The following is a 21,361-nucleotide window of genomic DNA, read 5'->3' as shown; positions in this document are numbered from 1 at the left end:
CTTATTGCGCTTCGCGGAGCTTGCTCAGCTCAACACGAGGTCGAGCACCGCGGTATAATGGCACGCCGCGCCGGCCAAGACAAAGCCGTGCCAGATCGCATTCTGGAAGCGCAGCCGCCGCCAGGCATGAAAGATCACGCCGAAGCTGTAGAGCAGTCCACCCGCAAGGACGAAGCCCAGCACCAGCGCAGGCAGCGCCTTGACCACGGAATCGTAGAGCATGATGCCGCTCCAGCCCATCGCTAGGTAGATCCCGACCGCAACGCGGTCGAACCGGCCGGGGTAGAGAAGTTTCAGCACGATGCCGAGGAGCGCCACGCACCAGACGCCGGCGAGCAGCACCAGCGCGAACCCACTGTCCTTCACCTCCAGGATGAACGGCGTGTAGGTCGCCGCGATCAGGAGATAGATCGCCGAATGGTCGAAGCGCCGCAGCAGCCATTTGGCCGGCGAGACTGGCCACAGATTATAGGTCGCCGACAACACCAGCATCGAAAGCAGGCCGGCGACGTAGATCGAGACGCCGACGATGTCGGTCGCGTCGGCAAAGAGCACCGTCAGCACCACCAGCACGGTCGCGGCAATGATGCCGCAGAGCACGCCGATCGCGTGGATCACGCCGTCGGCGATCAACTCGGCGCGGTCGTAATGCCAGCCGACCGCGTCGGCGGCTGCGTGGACGGAGGAGGATGCGAGCTGTTTCAATTGGAAGACGGTCATGGCAATCCGCAAGGTGAGTTAATACCCTCTTGTATGGGTGTTTCGGGATCGGCGCGTCGTTCAAACGGCTGATTTGCCGACAAAGACGGTGGAAGTATGAAGCTTGATTTTCCTCAGGCAGTTGCCACTTTTGTGATTAGTCCTTTTTGCCTATCCGCCCTCGCCCGGGATTCCCAACGTTCATATGGCATTTAGTTTCCAGGATATGATCGAGGAGGCGCGCCTGTCGGCTCGGGCGCTGATCGACTACGGCGAGCATTTCTTCAATCCGACGGTACGATTGGGGGTTACCGGCCTGTCCCGGGCCGGCAAGACGGTGTTCATTACCGCGCTGATCCACGGCCTCACCCGTGGCGGCCGGTTTCCGGTGTTCGAGGCCTATTCATCCGGGCGGATCGCGCGGGCGCATCTGGCGCCGCAGCCGGACGACGCGGTGCCGCGCTTTGCCTATGAGAGCCATCTGCGCGCGCTGATCGAGGAGCGGCGCTGGCCGAACTCGACTGTCGACATCAGCGAGCTCAGGCTCCTCATCGACTACCAGCGCCAGAACGGCGCCGACCGCACGCTGACGCTCGACATCGTCGACTATCCCGGCGAGTGGCTGCTCGACCTGCCGCTGCTTCAGAAGAGTTTTGAGCAATGGTCGGCCGAAAGTCTCGCCTTGTCACGCGAGGCGCCGCGCGTCCATCTTGCCGCGGATTGGCACGCGCATCTCGCAACGCTCAAGCCCGAGGCGCGCGAGGACGAGCAGGCGACGCTGACGGCCGCAAAGCTCTTCAGGGGCTATTTGCAAGGCTGCCGCGATGAGCGGTTTGCGATGAGCCTGCTGCCGCCCGGCCGCTTCCTGATGCCGGGCAATCTCGCCGACACACCGGCGCTGACCTTTGCGCCGCTCGACGTACCCGCGGGTGGCCAGGCGCCGGAGGGATCGCTGTGGGCGATGATGGTGCGCCGCTATGAGGCCTACAAGGACGTCGTGGTGCGGCCGTTCTTCCGCGATCATTTTGCCCGGCTCGATCGCCAGATCGTACTGGCCGACGCGCTCGCCGCGTTCAACGCCGGCCCCGAAGCGCTGCACGATCTCGAAGCCGCACTCGCGGGCATTCTCGACTGCTTCAACATCGGCCGCAGCACATTCCTCTCCGGCCTGTTCCGGCCGCGGATCGACCGCGTGCTGTTCGCGGCGACCAAGGCGGATCATCTGCATCATTCCAGCCATGACCGGCTCGAGGCCGTGCTGCGCCGCGCGGTCACCCGCGCCGTTGCGCGCGCCGAAAATACCGGTGCGGCGATCGACGTCGTCGCGCTCGCCGCCGTCCGCGCCACGCGCGAGGCGCAGGTCGCGCATGGCCGTGACAAATTGCCGTCGATCTTGGGAACGCCCGCCGCGGGCGAAAGCGCCGGCGGCGAATTCTTCGACGGCAGCACCGAGGTGGCAACCTTTCCGGGCGACCTGCCCTTGGATCCCGAGCCGTTGTTCAACGGCACCGACGCATTCCGCGGCCTCTCGACCGAGGCCGCCGGGAAGAGCGATTTTCGCTTCCTGCGCTTCCGTCCGCCGAAGCTCGAACGTGAGGGGGCCGACCACCCGGCGCTGCCTCACATCCGCCTCGACCGTGCCTTGCAGTTCCTGATCGGAGACAAATTGTCATGAACGACCGATCGAAGCCACGGCGACCGGCGACGTTCCGGCTCGACGACCCCGGCGTCGTCGTCACCGAGGCCGACGAGACGACCCGGCTCGGCCGTACCACCATCCAGATCACGCCGGAGCCCGATCCGGCGAATTTGCCGGTGCCAATCGCAGCGACGCTTCCGGCGCGGCGCGGCTTTCCCTGGGGCGCAATGTTCTGGTCCGGCGTTGCCGGGCTGACGCTGCTCGGGGTCGGGCTCGGCGTCGTCCGTCTGATCGAGGATCTGTTTGCGCGCAGCGACAGCCTCGGCTTCGTCGGACTGGCGCTTGCCTTCGTCACCGCGCTTGCGCTCGCGGTGGTGACCGGACGCGAGGCTTTCGGGCTGGCGCGGCTGGCAACGATCGAAAAGCTGCATCAGCGCGCAGCCGCTGTTCTTGCCAGCGACGATCGCAAGGAGAGCCGCATCATCGTGCAGGATCTGCTCAAGATCGCGCACCAGAACCCGCAGCTCGCGCGCGCCCGTGCCGCCCTGGAGAGCCACGCCGGCGAGATCATCGACGGCGCCGACATGATCCGGCTCGCCGAGCGCGAATTGATGTCGCCGCTGGACATCGAGGCGCGGCGGCTGGTGTCGTCAGCAGCGCAAAAAGTCTCGATCGTCACGGCGGTGAGCCCGCGAGCGGCGATCGACGTGATGTTCGTGTTCATCGTGTCGCTGCGCCTGATCCGCCAGCTCGCTTTCCTCTATGGCGGCCGGCCCGGCGCGCTCGGCATGATCCGCCTGCTCCGCCATGTCATCGCTCATCTCGCCATCACCGGCGGCATGGCGGCGAGCGACAGCCTGGTGCAGCAGATGCTCGGCCACGGCATTGCGGCGAAGCTGTCGCAGCGGCTGGGCGAAGGCATGCTAAATGGATTGCTGACGGCGCGGCTCGGCCTCGCCGCAATCGACGTCACACGACCGCTGCCGTTCGCCGCACTGCCGCCGCCGAAGCTGTCGGACCTCGCGACGGATCTGCTGCGGAAGAAGGACGAGGAAGAGTAGAACGCCATCTTGCGCGGCGGACTCGTTTTCCCCTCTCCCCTTGCGGGAGAGGGCGGCTCGCCGCAGAGCGGCGAGACGGGTGAGGGGTTCTCTCCGCGCGCGCCTCTCGCAGTCGTCTTAGCGGATAGAGACCCCTCATCCGGCGCTTCGCGCCACCTTCTCCCGCAAGGGGAGAAGGAAGAAGGCCGCCTTGCTAGGCGAGCGTACGCCGCTCAAACTCGCCCGCCAGCACGCGCCACCGGAACAGCGGCGAGTCTTTCGGCGGCGACAGCTCCGGGGTCCAGCCGGTGAGCTTTTCCAGCGTGTACGTGTCCATCACGAGACCGCGCCAGCGGCGCTCGACCTGACCGAGCGGCTCGCGCTTGGCGGGGATGTTCTCCCACAGTGATGAGCGATTGTCCGGCTCGCGCCCGACATAGATGCCGACGTGGCCCTTGATCCGGTCCATGCCCGGATCGCGAAAGTCCTGGAAGCGGCCGCGCTCGTTGATCTCGATCACCGGCACCCGGCCCCTGAACAGCCAGCGCATCATGGCATAGGTGCGGTAGTCCGTGGTGGCGATCCAGGTCGCGCCAGTCTCGTCCAATGCGGACTGTGCGCGCGCGGCGACCTGCTCGTAACCGGACTCGGCACCGATCGGATCGATCTTGCCAAGTAAATTCCAGGGCGCGGCGACGTAGTAGAGGAACACGATGACGACAAAGGCGGTGCCGGAGACCACCGCCGTGTTGACCCAGAACAGCGACGATCTGATCATCCGCGCCGACCATTTTTCACGCGACAGCATGGTGAGGTTGACAGCGGCGGCGGCGAAACCGACCGGCCACATGAACATCGGCCAGGTGTCGCCGACGCGGAGGGTCAGCGATTTCCCCAGGAAATAGAGAAACGGCACCAGGACGGCGGTCGACAGCAAAATCGCGACCGGCTCGCGCGTGCTATAGCCGCGCCACGCCGTCAGCACCACCCCCGTCAGTACCACCGGCAGCATGACGAAGCCGACCAATCCGAATTGCAGGCCGATGTAGTCGCCGAATGTGCGGAGCGAGATGCCGTAGCTGGTGGTGGCGCGCACACCCTGGAAGCGAATCGCGGCCCAGTCGTGCTGCACGTTCCAGATCAGGACCGGCGAGAACACGGCGATTGCGATCAGGACCGCGAGATAAGGATAGGGGCTGCGCAACCAGCGCCAGCGCCAATCCGGCACCAGCAGAAAGGCGGCAACCGCCGGTGCGAACATGATCACGGTAAATTTCGACAGCATCGCGAGCCCGGCGAACAGGCCGGCCGCGAGCCACCAGCGGCCGTCGCCGCCCTGCGCGAGCCGCACCAGGCACCACATCATTGCCACCGCAAACGGGATCATGGCGACATCGGGCGCGACCTTGGCCATCAGCAGTCCGTAATAGAGCGCGGCCTCCGGCATCAGCACCGCGAGCACGACGGCGCGCACATCATGAGTGAGGCGGCGGACGATGTCCGCGAGCAGGAGCTGCGTCACCAGCATCGCGACGATGCCGCCGAAGCGCACACCGAGTGTGGTGTCGCCGAAGATCGCAGTACCGAACCGGATCAGCCAGGCGATGCCGGGGGGATGATCCAGGAAGCTGAGCGCCGTCTCCTGCGACCAGGTCCAGTAATAGGCCTCGTCCGTGCGCAGCTCGATGGCCGAGGCGTAGACGATGCGCAGCAGCGTCATCGCGGCGATGATCGCCGCGGCCATGACGAGCGGCCGGCGCGCCGCGCCGGCGGGGAGCATCGTGATGTCGGGAGCTGTCCTCACGGCGGCGCTTTTCGCCAACCTGAGAGGGGGAGTCAATGTTGGGTACCGTCGTCCCGGATCCGCGTGCGCCCCGGGGGTGCTTGTCCAGGACGACACGGAGATTGCGGCAGCTTGACGCGCATGTGATCGGGCGCGCTATCCACCCCCGGAATTAAACGCGACGCTGGCTGTTCTCCTTCATGAACTGATACAACAGAATCATGGCCGCAACCGCATCCACACGATTTTCCGATCTTTCCCGCGCCATCAGCGTACGCCAGGTGCGGCTGGTTTGCGGTGTCATCCTGTTCGCCTATGTGGTCAGCCATTTCCTCAACCATGCGCTCGGCAACATCTCGGTCGATGCCATGGAGATCGGGGTCTACTACCACATGCTGTTCTGGCAGTTCCTGCCGGTTGCGATCGTGTTCTACACGGCGGCGCTCACGCATATGGGGCTCGGCATCTACGCGTTGTATCAGCGCCGGCAGTTCCGTTGGCGGACGGTCGAGCCGCTGCAGCTCGTGCTGGGCTTGAGCATCCCCGCGCTGGTCATGGCGCATGTGATCGGGGTGCGGCTCGGTCAGACGCTTTACGGACACCAAAAACTCTATCCGCAGGAACTCTATCTGTTCTTCGTCGCGTCGAACCGTATCTGGACCATGACGATCCTGCTGCTCATCGCCTGGGTGCACGGCTGCATCGGCATCTATTTCTGGCTTCGCCTCAAACCGTTCTTCACGCGCGCGGCGCCCTATCTGCTCGCGGCTGCCGTGCTGATCCCGACGCTGTCGCTGCTGGGTGTCTACCAGGGTGGCCGCAGCGTCGAGGTGGAGGCCGACGACGGGGAATGGCGGACGCACAATCTCACGCGCCGCCAGCTGGGCACCACGGCAGAGGCCGCGATGCTCGACCGCATCACCGGCGGCCTCACCGCCGGCTATCTCGGACTGCTCGCTTTGGCGCTGCTGGCGCGTGGCGCGCGCGCCCTGCGCGAGCGGCGCGGCGGCATGATCGCGCTGTCCTACGGCAACGGCAAGACGGTGCGCGTCCCCAAGGGCCTCTCCGTGCTGGAAGCGAGCCTGCGCCACAATGTGCCGCATGCCAGCGTCTGCGGCGGCCGCGCCCGCTGCTCGACCTGCCGCATCCGCATCATCGGCGATCATGGCGCCCTGCCCGAGCCGTCGCAGCGCGAGGCGTTCGTGCTCACCCGTGTCGGCACCAGTGACCCCTCGATCAGGCTGGCCTGCCAGCTGCGGCCGACGTCGGATCTCTCCTTCTTCCAGCTCTTCACCGCGCATACCCTTTCGGCGAACACACAGGCCTCGACGCCTGCCAGAATCGGCCAGGAGCGCTATCTCGTCAGCCTGTTCGTGGATATGCGCGGCTCGACGCAGCTGGCCGAGAAGCGGCTGCCGTTCGACACCGTGTTCATCGTCAACCGCTTCCTCGGCGCCGTCTCGCAGGCTGTGATCGAGAATGGCGGCCAGCCGAACCAATTTGTCGGCGACGGCATGCTGGCGCTGTTCGGACTGAGCGCCGATCCGCAAACCGCCTGCCGGCAGGCGCTGAAGGCCGCCGCCGGCATCGCCAGGCATATCGATGAGCTCAACGAGCTCCTGTCCCACGATCTACGCCAGCCGATCCGCTTCGGCATCGGCATCCATGGCGGCGAGGTCATCATCGGTGACATCGGCTATCGCGATCACATCGTCTTCACGGCGCTGGGCGATGCTGTCAACGTCGCGGCCCGCCTCCAGGACATGACCAAGACGCTGGCCTGCGAAGCGATCGTCTCGGAGGAAGTCCGCCGGACCGCCGGCCTTGCCGACGATGCGCTGCCGCAGCGGGAGGTCGCGATCCGCGGCCGCGACGAACCGATGGCCGTGCGTGTGGTTGCGGACGCGAGGGAGCTGTCCGCGCTCGTCGATCGCGGCGAACGCGTCGCGGCGTAACACCGGCTTGCTGCAACGCAGCGGCATGGGCCTGCTGCGAAAGCACGAATTGACTTCATCTGAGTCGTTGCGACAGATGAGTGAGAGATCGCGGTGATGACCGTGATCCAACGAAAAGCTCCGGGAGGAGACCACATGTTCGATCGACGCGACCTGCTCAAAGGAGCGGGCCTTGCCGCTGTTGCGACTGCACTGAACTCGACCAAAGCGCTGGCACTCGACACCGTCGCCCTGCCCTTTGCCAATGGCGAACGGCCTTTGGTGAAATATCCGCAGAAGCGGCCGATGATCGGCCTGACCAGCCGCCCGCCGCAGCTCGAGACGCCCTTCGCGGTGTTCAACGACGGCCCGATCACGCCGAATAACGCGTTCTTCGTGCGCTATCACCTTTCCGACCTGCCCTACAATCTCGACCCCGACAAGTTCACCCTCGAGGTCAAGGGCAAGGTCGACAAGCCGCTCAAGCTGTCGCTGAAGGACATCCGGAAGATGAAGGCGACCGAGATCGTCGCCGTCAACCAGTGCTCCGGCAACAGCCGCGGCTTCCTGGATCCGCGCGTGGCCGGCGGCCAGCTCGCCAACGGCGCGATGGGCAATGCGCGCTGGCGCGGCGTGCCGCTGAAGGCCGTGCTGGCGATGGCGGGCGTGCAGAGCGGCGCCAAGCAGGTCACCTTCAACGGCATGGACGGTCCGGTCAGCGACAAAACGCCCGATTTCGTCAAGGCGCTCGATATCGATCACGCCAACGACGGCGAGGTGATGCTGGCCTATGGCATGAACGGCGAAGACCTGCCGTTCCTCAACGGCTTTCCGCTGCGCCTGATCGTGCCCGGCTATTTCGGCACCTATTGGGTCAAGCACCTCAACGAGATCACCGTCGTCGACAATGTCTATGACGGGTTCTGGATGAAGTCGGCCTATCGCATTCCGGACACGCCGAACAATGCGGTCGAGCCGGGCACCGCGCCGAAGGCGACGATCCCGATCAACCGCTTCACCATCCGTTCCTTCATCACCAGCGTCCCCGACGGAGCCAAGCTGAAAGCAGGCGGCACGACGCTGCGCGGCATCGCCTTCGACGGCGGCAAGGGTATCAAGGAGGTCGCGGTCTCCACCGACGGCGGCAAGACCTGGACCAACGCCAGGCTCGGCAAGGATCTTGGCAAATACTCATTCCGTGAATGGACGCTGCCGGTGAAGCTCGCGGCGGGCTCCTACGAGCTCAAGGTGCGCGCCACCGGCAATGGCGGCGAAACCCAGCCGGATACGCCGCGCTGGAATCCGGCGGGTTACTTGCGCAACGTCGTCGAAACCGTCCGCGTCACCGTGGCTTGAGGGGAATGATCATGCAGCGCACCGTTTTCCTCGCCATCACGCTCGCCCTCGCCGCCGTGGTGGGTTCGGCACTTGCAGCACCGGTCAATTACAAGACCCCCGATGAGGTCGCGGCGTTCAAGCCCGGGCCCAATCTCGAAGTCGTGCAGGGCAATTGCAGCGCCTGCCACTCCGCCGACTACATCAACACGCAGCCGCCGATGAAGGACAAGAAAGGTTTCTGGCAGGCCGAGGTGACCAAGATGATCAAGGTCTATGGCGCCCCCATCGACGATGCCGATGTCAGCAAGATCGTCGATTATCTGGCCGCGACTTATTGACGGATGGCGCGCGGCGCGCCGACCAAGTGACCGCGAAAAGGGCAAATCCGGCAAAAACGCCGCGAAGTTGAGCGGAATTCGCCGAAATGCCGATGTGGTTTGAGCTACCAAGCCAGCCACATTCCGCGTATCGTATTAGGACCGAACCGGCCGGTTGGCGGGGACTGGCGGTTCGAGATCTCGGAGGAAGACCCGCGGAGAAGTCGTGATGGCTAAAGGTACGGTCAAGTGGTTCAACCCGACGAAGGGTTATGGATTTATCCAGCCTGCGTCGGGCGGCAAGGATGTGTTCGTGCATATCTCGGCAGTGCAGAAAGCCGGTCTGTCGTCCCTGAACGAAGGACAGACGGTTGAATATGAAGAGATCGCAAACCGAGGCAAAAGCTCCGCAGAGAACCTCAAAGTATAAGCCCGCCGGCTTTTGCTAACTCCCGGATCGATCCGGGAGCCGGGCCAAGAAATTTTAGAAACGGTCAGTGCACTCGACGACAGGCGTTGCGATTGCACAGGGAGAACTATTTGCCCGCGAAGACCGCCCATTGGACGCCACAGCAATGACAATCGCGACGGCACTTCGTTAGTCCACCGGCAATGGTGCGTCGCGCTTGATCTCCTCCATCACCGCATAGGTTCGCGTTTCGCGCACGCCGGGCATCGACAGCAAGGTCTCGCCGAGGAAGCGCCGATACGCAGCCATGTCTGCCAGCCGCGCCTTCACAAGATAGTCGAAGCCGCCGGCGACCATGTGACACTCCAGCACCTCGGGCGCCAGCTTCACCGCGCGGGCAAAACGCTCGAAATTGTCGGGCGTGGTCTTGTCGAGCAGCACTTCGACAAACACCAGGAGGCCGAGGCCGAGCCGGTGCGGGTTGAGCCGCGCGCCATAGCCCTCGATAAAGCCCTCTCGCTGCAAACGCTTCAGCCGTTCGCCGATCGAGGTCGGCGACAGCCCAATGCGCTCCGCGAGCTCGACATTGGCGATTCGCCCGTCCTGCTGCAAAATCGAGAGGATCTTCCGGTCGGTTCGATCTAATTCCATATTCCGTAAGGTCAAATGACTGGGCGACTTCATTTTCTAAGCCGAATGAGCTAAATTGTCTATCGAGCTAAGGTAGCGTGGGCATTATCCTGAATTGAAGCCACAGGACACGCCATGCCGAACATTCCGCCTCCCTTCTCCGCCGCCTACGCGCCCGATGACGCCGATATCGCCGCGCGCCTTTTGCCATCTGTGCATCTCGGCCCGCCGCAGGATGCGCGGATCGATCGCACCGCGACGCGGCTGATCGAAGCCATCCGCAAGCGCGACGACCGGCTTGGTGGAGTCGAGGATATGCTGCGGGAATTTGCGCTCTCGACCAAGGAAGGGCTGGCCTTGATGGTGCTGGCCGAGGCCCTGTTGCGCGTGCCGGACGCGCGCACCGCCGACCAGTTCATCGAGGACAAGCTCGGCGAGGGCGACTTCATCCACCACGAGACCAAGTCCACCGCCTTCCTGGTCAACGCCTCGGCCTGGGCATTGGGCCTCTCGGCGCGGGTGATCCAGCCCGGCGAGACGCCCGATGGCACCATCGGCCGGCTGGTGAAGCGGCTGGGCGCACCCGCCGTGCGCACCGCCACGCGCCAGGCGATGCGGCTGATGGGAAATCATTTCGTGCTGGGGGAGACCATCGCGCAGGCCTTGGAGCGGGCCCGGCCGCGCTCCGGCGAGAGGCAGCGCTATTCCTTCGACATGCTCGGCGAAGGCGCCCGCACCGCCACCGACGCAAGGCGATATTTCGACGCCTATGCCAGCGCGATTCTGACTATCGGCAAGGCGGCGGGCAGCCATCCCCTGCCCGATCGGCCCGGCATCTCCGTCAAGCTGTCGGCGCTGCATCCGCGCTTCGAGGCAATCAGCCGCGACGGTGTGATGGCCGAGCTGGTGCCGCAACTGCTGGACCTGGCGCAGCGCGCCAAGGTCCATGATCTCAACTTCACCGTCGACGCCGAGGAAGCCGACCGGCTGGAATTGTCCCTCGACGTGATTGCGGCAACGCTCGCCGATCCCTCGCTTGCCGGTTGGGACGGATTTGGCCTCGCGATCCAGGCCTATCAGAAGCGCGCCGGCGACGTGATCGACTATGTCGATGCGCTCGCCCGGGCGCACGACCGCAAGCTGATGGTGCGGCTGGTCAAGGGCGCCTATTGGGACACCGAGATCAAGCGCGCGCAGGAGCGCGGGCTCGACGGCTATCCCGTGTTCACCCGCAAGGCGATGACGGATCTGAACTACGTCGCCTGCGCTCAAAAGCTGTTGAGTCTGCGGCCACGCATCTTCCCGCAATTCGCCACCCATAACGCGCTGAGCGTCGCGACCGTGCTGGAGCTTGCCGGTGCGAACGGCGGCTTCGAATTCCAGCGCCTGCACGGCATGGGCGAGGCGCTCTACGAGCAGCTCGCCAAGGATCACCCGGACATCGCCTACCGCACCTACGCCCCGGTCGGCAGCCATCGCGACCTGCTCGCCTATCTGGTGCGGCGACTGTTGGAGAACGGTGCCAACTCCTCCTTCGTGGCGCAAGCGTCCGATTATCGCGTGCCGGTTACGGCGCTGTTGCAGCGCCCGGCGGATGCCATCGTCCGGCCGCAGCACGCGGCCCATCCCAAGATTCCGTTGCCGGGCGACCTGTTCGCGCCCGAGCGGCGCAATTCGCGCGGCGTCGAATTCGGCGCGCGCGCCGCGCTCGACCGGTTGCTGACGGAGGTCAAAGCCGAGACGATCGACCTCAAGCCGATCGCGGACGCAACGCCGGATCAGGCCAATGCGGCAGTGGCTGCGGCGCGCGCCGGCTTTGCCGCCTGGAGCCGGACACCCGCAGCCACGCGCGCGGCGGCGCTGGAGCAGGCCGCGCATCTTCTGGAGAACCGCGCGCCCCATTTCATAGCGCTGCTGCAACGCGAGGGCGGCAAGACGCTCGACGATGCGCTGTCGGAGCTGCGCGAGGCCACCGACTTCTGCCGCTATTATGCCGCGCAGGGTCGCAAGCTGTTCGGCAACGATGTGGCGATGCCGGGCCCGACCGGCGAGAGCAATGCGCTGGCCATGCGCGGCCGCGGCGTCTTCGTGGCAATCTCGCCATGGAATTTTCCGCTGGCGATCTTCCTCGGCCAGGTCACGGCGGCGCTGATGGCCGGCAACAGCGTGGTGGCCAAGCCCGCAGAGCAGACCCCGCGCATCGCGGTCGAGGCGGTGCGGCTGCTGCACGAGGCCGGCATCCCCGCAAGCGCATTGCACCTCGTCACTGGCGACGGCCGCATCGGCGCCGCACTGGCCGCGCACCCCGATATCGGTGGAATCGTCTTCACCGGATCGACCGAGGTCGCGCGCAGCATCAACCGGGCGCTGGCAGCCAAGGACGGGCCGATCGTGCCGCTGATCGCGGAGACCGGCGGCATCAACACCATGATCGCGGATGCGACCGCGTTGCCAGAGCAGGTCGCGGACGACGTCGTCACCTCGGCGTTTCGTTCCGCCGGCCAGCGCTGCTCGGCGCTGCGGCTGCTGTTCGTGCAGGAGGACGTAGCCGACCGCATGATCGAGATGATCGCGGGCGCGGCGCGCGAGTTGAAGATCGGCGATCCAAGCGACGTCGCGACCCATATCGGGCCGGTGATCGATGTCGAGGCCAAGCAGCGCCTCGATGCGCACATCGCACGCATGAAGAGAGAGGCGCGGCTGCACTTTGCCGGCACCGCGCCGGAGGGCTGCTTCGTGGCGCCGCACATCTTCGAGCTTGGGGATGCCGGCCAGCTCACCGAGGAGGTGTTCGGCCCGATCCTCCACGTCGTGCGCTATCGTGCGGAAAATCTCGAACGCGTCCTGCAAGCGATCGAGCGCACCGGCTACGGGCTGACGCTCGGCATCCACTCCCGCATTGACGATACGATCGAGGCGATCGTCGACCGCGTCCAGATCGGCAACATCTACGTCAACCGCAACATGATCGGTGCCGTGGTTGGCGTGCAGCCGTTCGGCGGCAACGGCCTGTCCGGAACCGGCCCGAAAGCCGGCGGCCCGCACTACCTCGCGCGCTTTGCGACCGAGCAGACCGTGACGATCAACACCGCAGCAGCCGGCGGCAATGCTGCCCTGCTCGCAGGGGATGAGTGAGGCGCGGCGAGGAGCGTTGCATCCCGCCGAAACATCGGTCTAATGCTGCCGTGACGTGGCCCTCGCCAATTCCAGCGCGCGGGATACAACACGAGTGAGGGAGCAACGCCGCAATGGAAAAGGGCATTTTTGCAGGGCTCAAGGTGCTGGATTGCGCGAGTTTCATCGCAGCACCAGCGGCCGCGACCGTGCTGTCGGATTTCGGCGCCGAAGTCGTCAAGATCGAGCCGCCCGGCGCCGGCGATCCCTACCGCAATCTGCCCAACATTCCGGGCTATCCGACCAGCGAGCACAATTTCGCCTGGCTGCTGGAGGCCCGCAACAAGAAGAGCATCGCGCTCGACCTCGCAAAGCCCGAGGCGCAGGCCGTGCTCTACAAGCTGGTCGAAGAGGCCGACGTCTTCATCACCAACATGCCGCCGCCGGTGCGCACCAAGCTCGGCATCACCTATGACCATCTCGCCCATCTCAATGATCGCCTGATCTACGCCTCGTTCACCGGTTATGGCGAGAAAGGCGAAGAGGCCAACAAGCCCGGCTTCGACAGCAACGCCTATTGGGCGCGCTCCGGCCTGATGGACCTCGTCCGCGCCGACACCGACACGACGCCAGCCCGCTCGGTCGCCGGCATGGGCGACCATCCCTGCGCCATGGCATTCTACGGCGCGATCGTCACCGCGCTGTACCAGCGCGAGAAGACCGGCAAGGGCTCGCACGTCGCCTCCAATCTGATGGCGAACGGCGTGTGGGCTGCGAGCGTGCTGGCGCAGGCAAAGCTCTGCGGCGCCAAATTCGCCGAGCGGCGGCCGCGCGAACGCGCGTTGAACGCGGTCGCCAACCACTACCAGTGCAAGGACGGCCGCTGGCTGATCCTGTCACTGCTGAGCGAAGAGAAACAGTTTCCGACGCTGGCCAGGTGTCTCGGCCGCGAAGATCTCATCACCGACCCGCGCTTTGCCACCAAGCCCGACCGCCACGCCCGCTCCGTCGAGCTGATCAAGATCTTTGACGAGACCTTTGCGACCAAGGATCTCGCCGAATGGCGCAAGATCCTCGACGGCAACGGTCTCGTGTTCGGCATCGTCGGCATCCTGGACGACATCCCGAACGACAAGCAGATGCTTGACAACGAAGTTCTAGTGCCATTCGAAAACGACACCATGCTCACCATCTCCAGCCCGATCTGGATCGACGGCGCCAAGAAAGTGCAGCCGCGCAAGCCGCCCGACGTCGGCGAGCACAGTGACGAAATTTTGCGCGGCGCGGGATACGATGACGCCGCGATCAAGCAGCTGCGGTCGCAGGGGGCTGTGGGGTAAGGAGCCGACAGCGGTCATACATCCACGCTGTCGTCCCGGCGAAGGCCGGGACCCATATCCCAGAGAGGAAGAGGTCGAACGAAGCTGATAACTCCAAATCTTCGCCAAACTGCGTTCGGTGGTTATGGGTCCCGGCCTTCGCCGGGACGACGACGTAGATCGCTTCAACAATCACAGTCATCGCGAGGTCCCATGCCCAGCTACCGCCTGCACTACTTCCCCGAATCCGGCAACAGCTACAAGCTGGGGCTGATGCTGACGCTTTGCGGCGAGAGGTTCGAGCCGGTCTGGACCGATTTTGGCGGCGGCGTCACGCGCACGCCGGAATGGCGCAAGAGCGTGAACGAGATGGGTGAGATTCCCGTGCTCGAAGTCGACGGTGTGAAGATGACGCAGACCGCGCCTCTCCTGCTCAAGCTTGCCGAGCAGCACGGGCGTTTCGGCGCCGAGACCGAGGAGGAAAAGTTCGAGCTGCTGCGCTGGCTGTTCTGGGACAACCACAAGCTCACCGGCTACATGGCGACCTACCGCTTCATGCGCGCCTTCACGCAAAGCAACGATCCGCAGGTGCTGAAACATTTTCGCAGGCGGCTCGAAGACTTTCTCGGCATTCTCGACGGTCATCTCCAGCACAACGAATTCGCGATCGGAACCAGGCCGACCGTCGCCGATATCTCGATGATGGCCTATCTGCATTATCCGAGCGACGAGCACGGCTTCGACTTCGCGGAAAGCTATCCCGCCATTCACGCCTGGCTTGGCCGCATGGCCACACTGCCCGGCTGGCAGCCGGCCTACGAGCTGCTGCCCGGCAAGCGGATGACGAATTACGCGAAGTGAGGGCGCGGCTACTTCAGCGCCAGCCAGCCGAGCGTGAACAGGATTCCGCCGATGATGACGACGACCGCGACCGCCCAGGTGCTGACGCGGATGCTGCCGGTAACCTGCTTGGCCTCTTCATTCTGCGCGATCTCGCGATTGCGCTCCTTGTTGGCTTCGCTGGAGTCCGTCATGGGTCATCCAAACCGGTTCGAGACAGCCTAACGCGTCTTGATGAAGCACATGCCGATGCGGCGCGAAGCCGCGGCAGCCTGACAGGTCAATCCTTTAGCACAGCTCCATGACGTAAAACTCCTGTCGGTCGATCGCGATCCCGCATTTTCCAGGGAACAATGCGCGCCCCAGCCGTCCTGATATTCGGTCCCCGCCAGCTCAGTGCTGCCGCGGGTCTGCGGCCGGCTGGCAAATCCACGTGAGAAATCAGGACGTTTGCCTGCGGCCATCGCGGTCAGGATGTCACGGCGGCGGACCTGGTCGCCAAGAAAATGCGGCGAGGCCGGCACGATGGTCAAGTTGGACGGCTTGTCCGCAAGCCAATCAACGCCCGGGAAGTGAAAGCCGCCGATGCCGCGGGTCTGGTGGCAGCCGGCGCAGGTGACGTCATTGAGGCGGCGCTGGAAGCCCGCGACCGAGCGGACGTTCTGGATGTCCCCGCGCGCAGCAGCTTGCTTCAACGCACCAACCACATCGTTGTCGGAGAAGACCGGCTCGCCCTGTCCCTCTCCGTTGCGCTCCCCTTGCACCATCCCGAACTCCGGCTGCAACGGAGAAGCATCGAGGCCGGCTGGCGTCGGCACGATTGCAGCCTTGGCCAGGAATTTCTCGGGGATCAGCACCGTACCGCGATCGAAGTCGCGAAGATGATCGGGCGCGAGCAGCCAATCCCTGAAGTCGCGCCGGAGATCATTGTCAGCGAGAATGCGGTCGCGGTCGATCTGGTTCTCCAGCGTCGATTCCTCGAACGTCTTCGAGGCGGCGTCGTACTTGAACACCTTGAGCAGATAGTCGGAGCGGAAATCGTGCAGCGCCGATTTCGCCGCAACTGAGATCTGAATGTTGGTCTCGATGCGATCGAGCATCGCATCGTAAGGGAAGAAGTCGCTGCCGATCAGCCCCTGCCAGTCGCCATTGCCGAGCCAGCGTCGCGCGACCTCGGCGCAGGTGATCGGCTTGCCGTTCCCGTCCATCTGGCGCACGTCGCGCGCCTTCATCACCAGATTGAGCGTCATCGGCAGCCGCGTGGCTGTCCTGCCGCCATCCGGTTTGGTCTCGAAACGCACAAGACGATAGATCAGCCTGATCTCGCCGCAGGAGTCTTCCGAGACATAGGCCCGGTCCATGCGGTTGACGATGCCGGCCAGCACGAAACGGGTGTCGCGGGATTTCAGATTGGCGCGATCGAACAATTGTACGTCGAAGCCCTCGCCGACGCCGATGGTCTCGGTCGGATATGCCGCCTTCTGCCGGGCGACGTAGCGATCGATCTCCGCCTCGATCGCGGGAGGAATCTCCTTGAGCTGCGACAACCACGAAAACATCAGATCGGTCGTCAGCGGAAAGTTCGCGTTCCGCTCCGGCCACAACAGGCGCGAGATCGTGAGCGCATCGTGCTGGTCGAGCTCGCGCAGGAGATCGGGATCGGTGATCGCCGTGCCGCGTGCCAGTTGCGCGTTCTCCGCGGCCAACAACGACACGATGCCGCCGAAAAATACGGCGGCGGCAACGAGAATTCGCAAGGCGCGGCTCATGCCTCAGGTAACACCGCGCAGGGACGGCTATTCAAGCAAAAAGGCGCTTCACATCGTGGTGAAGCGCCTTTTCGGAAATCGGATATGGGCCGCTCAGCGCGCGACGATCAGCCCCTTGCTGGTGACGACGACCCAGCGGCCGTCCTGACGGCGGATCGCATCGACACGGCCAACCCCTGGGATGGGGTCACCGGCATACACCTCGTAGAGGCCACCGCGGCCCTCGACCAGTGCGCCGCCGTTGGAGACGTCGCGCAGCACCCAGCCTTCGACCGTCGGCAACCGGCCGACCTCGGTCTTGGGTGCGACGGGAGCCGGCGCAGCTGCGGCGGTTGCAACCTGGGTCGGTGCGATCGAACCAGTGGTCTCCTTGGCGGGCACGGCGGCTGCGGCCTGGACGGGCGCCGCGGGCGGGGTGGCGCGGAGCTTGTCGACCGTCTCGGACAGCTTTGCGATCTTGGCCATTGGCTCGGCCTGCGCCTTCTCGAGCTTGTCGAGGCGGTCGTTGGTCCGGTTGAACTGGCCGAGGCCGGTCTTGGAGGTATGCTCGACGTTGGCTTTGAGCGCGACGACATCGGCATCAATCCGGGCGACCGAGGATTCCAGCGCGCTGGTGTCGGCAACCTGTGCCGGCGCGGAGCTTGCGAAGTGCATCATCCCTGCGGTCGCGAGCGCGCCGCTGATGGCGCCGACACTGGCTGCAATCGCCACTACCGCGGCCATCGCCGACAGGCGGCGCGCGCCGCCGCTCTCGCGCGGCTCGTCCGCCTTCACATGCGGCGCAAACTCCTCACGGTCCCAGGACCGCTCTGCGGGTGCCATGACGATGAGCTTGCCGGGCTTTGGCTCGGACTTGGTCTCGGCTTTGGGCTCAACCTGGGCCTCGAACTTCGGCACCTCGATCCGCGGCGGCTCAATCTCGATCGGATCAGGCTTGGGCGGCGCCTCGTGGTCAGGGGCAATCGAAGCGGCCTCGATTCCCGCAGACTCGACGGCCTGCGGCGCGGTCGCGGCGGCTTCGACGACGCTCGTCTGCTCACCGGTCGTTTGGGCAGCCTGCTCAGCCATTGGTTCGCTCACAGCTCAAATACTCCACTCTGGATTGACCTTTTGGTAACTTTCATTGCTTGCGAAATCCTTACTTCGGGACCCGCTTACCGAAATTTTAGGGAGTCATCCGGGGCCGAATTGGGCCGGGAACGTGGAACCGGTGTGGCGGGTATGAAGCAATTTGTAACCGGGCGAAGATGAACGGCCGCGCAACGGACAGGGTCTGCCGCCCCCACGTGGTCAACGACGGGCGTGGATGACGCCCGCTCTGTCCACATCACTGTCCGTCACATCAGCACCGGTGCATCCGGCAGCTCGTTGGGGTGCGGGCCGCTTGACGGAAAGTGCTTTGTCAGCTCCCGGGACACCGCCTCGATGCCGCCGATCACGCCGCGCTCGAACTGCCCCGACCTGAACTCGACTTCCATGGCGCGGCAGATGCTCTCCCAACGCTCGCCACCAACCTTCGCATCGATACCGCGGTCGGCGATGATCTCGACATCGCGGTCGGCGAGCAGGAGATAGATCAGGACACCATTGTTGTGCGCGGTGTCCCAGATGCGCAGTTGCGAGAACACGTCAAGCGCGCGCTCGCGCGCCGGCTGGTTGCGAAACAGCGGGCCGCCGTCGAGCGCGCCTTCCACCACGAAGCGGAGCTGGCCGGAATGGCTGGCTTCGCCGCGCTTGATCGCCTGCTCGATGCGGCCGAGCACGCCCTTCGGGAACACCTGCTTGGCACGCCAATGGTGCTGGAGCAGATGCCGGGTGATGCGCCTGATGCTCATGACCTACCAGCTCCCCGAGGCGCCGCCGCCGCCAAAACTGCCGCCACCACCGCTGAAGCCGCCGCTCGACGACGACCCGCTGCTCCAGCCGCCGGATGACGAGCCGCTCGACCACGAGCCACGACGCGAGGACCCCGTGCCCGATCCCGCCCCAAACAGATCGGCGATAAACGTCAGGACAGCGCCGAGCACACCGACGCCCAGTCCGATGACCGCTGAGCCGATCACGAACCAGGCGAGGACACCAACGATCGCTCCCGTTATTCCCGAACCGAACAGCCGCCCGAACATGGAGCGCAGGATGCCTCCGATGACCAGCGGGCCGAACAGCAGGAAGTAGAAAAGCGGCTCGACGTCGTTCCAATCGCCGAAATTCACGCTGCGCGAGGGCGTCGGCAGCGGCTCGCCGTCGATGACGCGGATCATGCGGTCGACGCCCGCCGTGATGCCGCCGGCGAAATCGCCGCTCCTGAATTTCGGCGTGATGGCTTCATCGATGATGCGCCGCGACGTGACGTCGGTGAGCGCGCCCTCGAGGCCGTAACCGACCTCGATGCGCAAATGCCGGTCGTTCTTGGCCACAACGAGGATGGCGCCGTCGTCGACCTTCTTGCGTCCGATCTTCCAGGCCTCCGCGACGCGGATCGCGAATTGCTCGATGGTCTCCGGGTCCGTCGTCGGCACGATCAGGACGGCGATCTGGCTGCCCTTGCGCATCTCGAAGTCCTGCAGCTTTTGCGACAGCGCGGCGATGTCGCCGCTGGAGAGCGTGCCGGTCTGATCGACCACGCGGCCGGTCAGTTGCGGCACGGCGACATCGGCTGAGGCGGGGAGCGCAAAGGTGAACAGGAGCGCGAAGACGAGGACGAATGCTGAGAAGCCCAAAACGGCACGCCACAACATCGTTGTCATCGCCCGCGAAGGCGGGCGATCCAGTATTCCAGAGGCAGCAGTGATTGAACCGTGAAGCCGCGGCGTACTGGATTCCCCGCTTTCGCGGGGAATGACGGTGGTGGGTGGGGCATGCATCGGGGTCGAAGGCACTTACTTCGACGGCGCGGGCGCCGGATTGAAATCGACCTTCGGCGCGGTCGAGATTTCCTTCTCGTTCGCGACCGTGAAGTTCGGCTTTTCCTTGTAGCCGAACATCATCGCCGTGACGTTGCTCGGGAACGAACGGATGGTGACGTTATAGTCCTGCACCGCCTTGATGTAGCGGTTGCGCGCCACCGTGATGCGGTTCTCGGTGCCTTCGAGCTGCGACATCAAATCCTTGAACAGCGCATCCGACTTGAGCTGGGGGTAGTTCTCGGTGACCACGAGCAGCCGCGACAGCGCGCCGGAGAGTTCGCCCTGGGCGGCCTGGAATTTCTGGAATGCGGCGGGATCGTTCAGCACCTCGGGCGTCGCCTGGATGCTGCCAACCTTGGCGCGGGCATTGGTGACGCCGAGCAGCACGTCCTTCTCCTGCTGCGCAAAACCCTTCACCGAGTTGACGAGGTTGGGCACGAGATCGGCGCGACGCTGATACTGGTTCACGACCTCGGACCAATTGGCCTTGATCTGCTCGTCCTCGCTCTGGATCGCGTTATAGCCGCAATTGGTGAGGCTCAACGAGGCCAGCGCCGCCAGCACGGTCAGGATCTTGCGCATCAAATTTCTCCCGGTGGAATCGGGCGCAAGCTACCAGATTGCGCGCGCGAGATGCCAGACATCTTGCGTCCCGGCCGTGGCCTGTGAAAAGCAGCCGATGTACGCAAGCCTCTTGCTTAATCCTGGCTGTAATAGTCAACTTGAGGGAACAATAATGCCAGGTCGGGAACGCCAGGGGAACGCGATGAGCTCGTTCGAGACCATCCTCGTGGAGAGGCCGGAGCCGGCGATTGCCCGGGTCGTGATGAACCGGCCCGACGCGCGCAACGCGCAGAACCTGCAAATGACCTACGATCTCAACGCCGCCTTCGACGAGGCGGTGCAGGACGACGCGGTCAAGGTGATCATTCTCGCCGGCAATGGTCCGCACTTCTCCTCAGGCCATGACCTGCGACCCGGCAGCAAGAATGAAGCGGGCGTGGATTTTCCGCCGATCGGAAATTGGGGCGGCTTCGCCGAAGCAAACGCCCATGGCCGCTTCGCGCGCGAGCAGGAGATCTATCTCCAGATCACCCGGCGCTGGCGCAACCTCGCCAAGCCGACCATTGCAGAGGTTCACGGCAAGTGCATCGCCGGCGGCCTGATGCTGGCCTGGGCCTGCGATCTCATCATCGCGAGTGACGATGCGCAGTTCTGCGATCCCGTGGTCACCATGGGTGTCTGCGGCGTCGAATGGTTCGTGCATCCCTGGGAGCTCGGCCCGCGCAAGGCCAAGGAATTTCTGTTCACGGCCGACGCATGGAGCGCGCAGGAGGCGCATCAACTCGGGATGGTCAACCGGGTCGTGCCGCGCGCAGAGCTGTCATCCGCCGTGCTGGCGCTGGCGCGCAAAATCGCGTCAAAACCGTCCTTTGCGCTGAAGCTGACCAAGGAAGCCGTGAATCGTTCGGTTGACGTGATGGGCCAACCGGCTGCAATCGACCAGGCCTTTGCGCTGCATCAGCTCTGTCACGCGCATAATCTTCAGGAATTCGGCATGATCGTCGATCCATCGGGCCTACACCCCTCCGTCCGCAAGCCGCCGGCCGCCGCGGAGTAGACA

19 protein-coding genes are annotated in these 21,361 nt (G+C 64.7%); 10 read left to right on the top strand and 9 right to left on the bottom strand.

Annotated elements, in window-relative coordinates:
• Nucleotides 1–24: 24 nt before the first annotated feature.
• Entirely contained in the window at nucleotides 25–720 is a 696-nt protein-coding gene (locus ACFQX9_RS36505) for a hemolysin III family protein (protein ID WP_018453680.1), read from the bottom strand.
• A gap of 184 nt (nucleotides 721–904) precedes the next feature.
• Here ACFQX9_RS36505 and ACFQX9_RS36500 point away from each other — a divergent pair, with 184 nt between their 5' ends.
• On the top strand, nucleotides 905–2,374 hold the full coding sequence (locus tag ACFQX9_RS36500; RefSeq protein ID WP_204512291.1) for a YcjX family protein: 1,470 nt from the start codon (nucleotides 905–907) through the stop codon (nucleotides 2,372–2,374).
• Complete coding sequence (locus ACFQX9_RS36495; RefSeq protein WP_247489379.1) at nucleotides 2,371–3,399, top strand: YcjF family protein; 1,029 nt, start codon at nucleotides 2,371–2,373, stop codon at nucleotides 3,397–3,399. The genes ACFQX9_RS36500 and ACFQX9_RS36495 overlap by 4 nt, the downstream gene beginning before the upstream one ends.
• Nucleotides 3,400–3,592: 193 nt before the next feature.
• Here ACFQX9_RS36495 and ACFQX9_RS36490 read toward each other — a convergent pair whose 3' ends face one another.
• Nucleotides 3,593–5,158 (bottom strand): glycosyltransferase family 39 protein, encoded by a 1,566-nt coding sequence (locus ACFQX9_RS36490; protein WP_377792037.1) that lies wholly within the window; start codon nucleotides 5,156–5,158, stop codon nucleotides 3,593–3,595.
• Between the two features lie 224 nt (nucleotides 5,159–5,382).
• Here ACFQX9_RS36490 and ACFQX9_RS36485 point away from each other — a divergent pair, with 224 nt between their 5' ends.
• From ACFQX9_RS36485 to ACFQX9_RS36470, 4 genes are all read left to right on the top strand, one after another.
• The gene (locus tag ACFQX9_RS36485; protein WP_377791932.1) at nucleotides 5,383–7,116 is read left to right on the top strand and encodes an adenylate/guanylate cyclase domain-containing protein; all 1,734 of its coding nucleotides are present in this window, start codon (nucleotides 5,383–5,385) and stop codon (nucleotides 7,114–7,116) included.
• Nucleotides 7,117–7,251: 135 nt separating this feature from the next.
• The gene (locus ACFQX9_RS36480) at nucleotides 7,252–8,451 is read left to right on the top strand and encodes a molybdopterin-dependent oxidoreductase (protein ID WP_247489376.1); all 1,200 of its coding nucleotides are present in this window, start codon (nucleotides 7,252–7,254) and stop codon (nucleotides 8,449–8,451) included.
• Nucleotides 8,452–8,462: 11 nt separating this feature from the next.
• Nucleotides 8,463–8,771: a sulfite:cytochrome C oxidoreductase subunit B gene (locus tag ACFQX9_RS36475; RefSeq protein WP_085384418.1), complete on the top strand. Its 309-nt coding sequence runs from the start codon at nucleotides 8,463–8,465 to the stop codon at nucleotides 8,769–8,771.
• Nucleotides 8,772–8,979: 208 nt separating this feature from the next.
• Complete coding sequence (locus tag ACFQX9_RS36470; RefSeq protein WP_007596519.1) at nucleotides 8,980–9,180, top strand: cold-shock protein; 201 nt, start codon at nucleotides 8,980–8,982, stop codon at nucleotides 9,178–9,180.
• Between the two features lie 168 nt (nucleotides 9,181–9,348).
• Here ACFQX9_RS36470 and ACFQX9_RS36465 read toward each other — a convergent pair whose 3' ends face one another.
• A complete protein-coding gene (locus ACFQX9_RS36465; protein ID WP_018453673.1) occupies nucleotides 9,349–9,810 on the bottom strand; it encodes an Lrp/AsnC ligand binding domain-containing protein in 462 nt (153 codons plus the stop codon).
• A gap of 114 nt (nucleotides 9,811–9,924) precedes the next feature.
• On the opposite strand from ACFQX9_RS36465, the gene putA reads away from it, so the two are divergent.
• From putA to ACFQX9_RS36450, 3 genes are all read left to right on the top strand, one after another.
• On the top strand, nucleotides 9,925–12,924 hold the full coding sequence (putA, locus tag ACFQX9_RS36460; RefSeq protein ID WP_377791930.1) for a bifunctional proline dehydrogenase/L-glutamate gamma-semialdehyde dehydrogenase PutA: 3,000 nt from the start codon (nucleotides 9,925–9,927) through the stop codon (nucleotides 12,922–12,924).
• 113 nt (nucleotides 12,925–13,037) lie between these two features.
• Nucleotides 13,038–14,243: a CaiB/BaiF CoA-transferase family protein gene (locus tag ACFQX9_RS36455; RefSeq protein WP_018453671.1), complete on the top strand. Its 1,206-nt coding sequence runs from the start codon at nucleotides 13,038–13,040 to the stop codon at nucleotides 14,241–14,243.
• Between the two features lie 192 nt (nucleotides 14,244–14,435).
• Complete coding sequence (locus ACFQX9_RS36450) at nucleotides 14,436–15,083, top strand: glutathione S-transferase family protein (protein ID WP_018453670.1); 648 nt, start codon at nucleotides 14,436–14,438, stop codon at nucleotides 15,081–15,083.
• 8 nt (nucleotides 15,084–15,091) lie between these two features.
• Here the strand turns inward: ACFQX9_RS36450 and ACFQX9_RS36445 are convergent, their stop codons facing one another.
• The 6 genes from ACFQX9_RS36445 to ACFQX9_RS36420 all read right to left on the bottom strand — a co-directional run bounded on the left by ACFQX9_RS36445 (nucleotide 15,092) and on the right by ACFQX9_RS36420 (nucleotide 20,319).
• Nucleotides 15,092–15,256, bottom strand: coding sequence for a hypothetical protein (locus ACFQX9_RS36445; protein WP_007596528.1), 165 nt, complete (start codon nucleotides 15,254–15,256; stop codon nucleotides 15,092–15,094).
• Nucleotides 15,257–15,283: 27 nt separating this feature from the next.
• Nucleotides 15,284–16,831, bottom strand: coding sequence for a hypothetical protein (locus ACFQX9_RS36440; RefSeq protein WP_377791929.1), 1,548 nt, complete (start codon nucleotides 16,829–16,831; stop codon nucleotides 15,284–15,286).
• 93 nt (nucleotides 16,832–16,924) lie between these two features.
• The gene (locus tag ACFQX9_RS36435) at nucleotides 16,925–17,899 is read right to left on the bottom strand and encodes a hypothetical protein (RefSeq protein ID WP_377791927.1); all 975 of its coding nucleotides are present in this window, start codon (nucleotides 17,897–17,899) and stop codon (nucleotides 16,925–16,927) included.
• A 269-nt stretch (nucleotides 17,900–18,168) separates the two neighbouring features.
• Nucleotides 18,169–18,666, bottom strand: coding sequence for a TPM domain-containing protein (locus ACFQX9_RS36430; protein WP_018453667.1), 498 nt, complete (start codon nucleotides 18,664–18,666; stop codon nucleotides 18,169–18,171).
• 3 nt (nucleotides 18,667–18,669) lie between these two features.
• Nucleotides 18,670–19,578: a YgcG family protein gene (locus tag ACFQX9_RS36425; protein WP_085349575.1), complete on the bottom strand. Its 909-nt coding sequence runs from the start codon at nucleotides 19,576–19,578 to the stop codon at nucleotides 18,670–18,672.
• A 132-nt stretch (nucleotides 19,579–19,710) separates the two neighbouring features.
• Nucleotides 19,711–20,319 carry a LemA family protein gene (locus ACFQX9_RS36420; RefSeq protein ID WP_018453665.1) on the bottom strand — a complete coding sequence of 203 codons (609 nt, stop codon included), beginning with the start codon at nucleotides 20,317–20,319 and terminating at the stop codon, nucleotides 19,711–19,713.
• A 184-nt stretch (nucleotides 20,320–20,503) separates the two neighbouring features.
• On the opposite strand from ACFQX9_RS36420, the gene ACFQX9_RS36415 reads away from it, so the two are divergent.
• Nucleotides 20,504–21,358 carry an enoyl-CoA hydratase gene (locus ACFQX9_RS36415; protein ID WP_018453664.1) on the top strand — a complete coding sequence of 285 codons (855 nt, stop codon included), beginning with the start codon at nucleotides 20,504–20,506 and terminating at the stop codon, nucleotides 21,356–21,358.
• Nucleotides 21,359–21,361 lie beyond the last annotated feature (3 nt).

The sequence above is a fragment of the Bradyrhizobium sp. GCM10028915 genome (assembly GCF_042666195.1).
GTDB classification, from domain to species: domain Bacteria; phylum Pseudomonadota; class Alphaproteobacteria; order Rhizobiales; family Xanthobacteraceae; genus Bradyrhizobium; species Bradyrhizobium canariense_D.
Note: the sequence above shows the minus strand (reverse complement) of the source record. Positions and strands in the feature narration are given on the sequence as shown.